Here is a 1,670-nt window from a genome sequence, read left to right as displayed (position 1 = left end):
CCCTTGCGCATCACCGCGACCCGGTCCGAGACCTGCCGCACCACCGCCAGATCATGCGCCACGAAGATATAGGTCAAACCGAAGTCATCCTGCAACTCCGACAACAACTTCAACACCTGATCCTGCGTCGACACATCCAACGCCGACACCGGCTCGTCACAGATGATCAACTTCGGCTTGAGGATCAACGCCCGCGCGATCGCGATCCGCTGCCGCTGACCCCCCGAGAACGCGTGCGGGAACCGGTTGTAGTGACCAGGCTCCAACCCCACCCGCTCCAACAGAGCCTGCACCTGGCGCCGGATCCTGCCGGTGTCCCTCTCCCCCTGCACCCGCAACGCGGTACCGATCGCGTCCCCCACCGTCACCCGCGGGTTCAACGACGAATACGGGTTCTGGAACACCATCTGCACATCCCGACGCAACGGACGCAACGCCCGCTCGGACATGTGCGTGATGTCGCGGCCCTCGAACTCCACCCGGCCCCGGGTCGGCTCCAACAACCGCATCACCATCCGCGACAGGGTCGACTTACCCGACCCCGACTCCCCCACGATCCCCAGCGTCTCCCCCCGGTACAGATCGAAGGAGACCCCCTTGACCGCCCAGAAGTCCGAGGCCCGACCCCACAGCCCACCACGGACCTTGAAGCACTGCGCCACATCCTCCACCCGCAGCAGGGGCGCCTCGGAGGACGCGCCGCCAGTCGTGCCGACAACGGCGCCGGTCTCCGCGGACGTGGCGGACGCGGTGTCCTCGACCGGAGCGGAGGTCTCGACCTCCTCCCCCCGGGCGGCGGTTTCGGCGGCGCCCTCGGCCTCGGCCCTGTCCCTGGCCGCGCGCTCGGCCCGATCAGCGGCCCGACGCTGAGCCCGCGACACCTCCACCCGCGGCACCGCCGCCAACAACCCCCGCGTGTACGGGTGCTCCGGCGCCGAGAGCACCGTACGCACATCCCCCCGCTCGACCGCCACACCATGACGCATCACCACGACCTCGTCCACCGACCCGGCCACCACCGCCAGATCATGCGAGACCAGGATCAACCCCATGTCCAGATCCGTGCGCAGCTCGTCCAGCAGATCCAGCACCTGCGCCTGCACCGTCACGTCCAACGCCGTGGTCGGCTCATCGGCCAGCAACACCTTGGGATCACACATCAACCCCATCGCGATCACCACACGCTGACGCATCCCCCCGGAGAACTCATGCGGATAGGAGTTGATCCGCCTGGCCGGGTCGGGGATACCCACCCGCTCCAACGACTCGATCGCCCGCCGACGCGCCTGCGCCTTGGACACCTTCGGATTGTGGATCCGCAACGCCTCGATCAGCTGGTTACCGATCGTGTACTGCGGATGCAACGACTGCATCGGATCCTGGAACACCATCGCGATGTCGTTCCCGCGCATCCGCCGCAACCGCTTGTCCGAGGCGGCCACCACGTCCTGGCCCGCCACCTCGATCGACCCGGTGATCTGGGCCCTGGACCCCCGGTGCAACCCCATCAACGCCAGCGACGTCACGCTCTTACCCGAGCCCGACTCCCCCACGATGCCGAGAGCACCCCCACGGGGCACCTCGAAGGACAACCCGTTCACCGCGTGGACGTCACCGTCCATCGTCGGGAACGTCACCCGCAGGTCGTCCACCCGGACGACGGGCTCGGT

General features: G+C 67.8%; 1 protein-coding gene. It reads right to left on the bottom strand.

What is annotated here, in order from left to right:
• A partial coding sequence (locus tag DVR05_RS26415; RefSeq protein WP_232832359.1) for an ABC transporter ATP-binding protein occupies nucleotides 1-1,670 on the bottom strand: 1,670 nt, incomplete at both ends.

Source organism: Nocardiopsis sp. FIRDI 009 (assembly GCF_003386285.1).
Lineage (GTDB): Bacteria > Actinomycetota > Actinomycetes > Streptosporangiales > Streptosporangiaceae > Nocardiopsis.
This window is presented reverse-complemented; position numbering and strand designations above follow the sequence as displayed.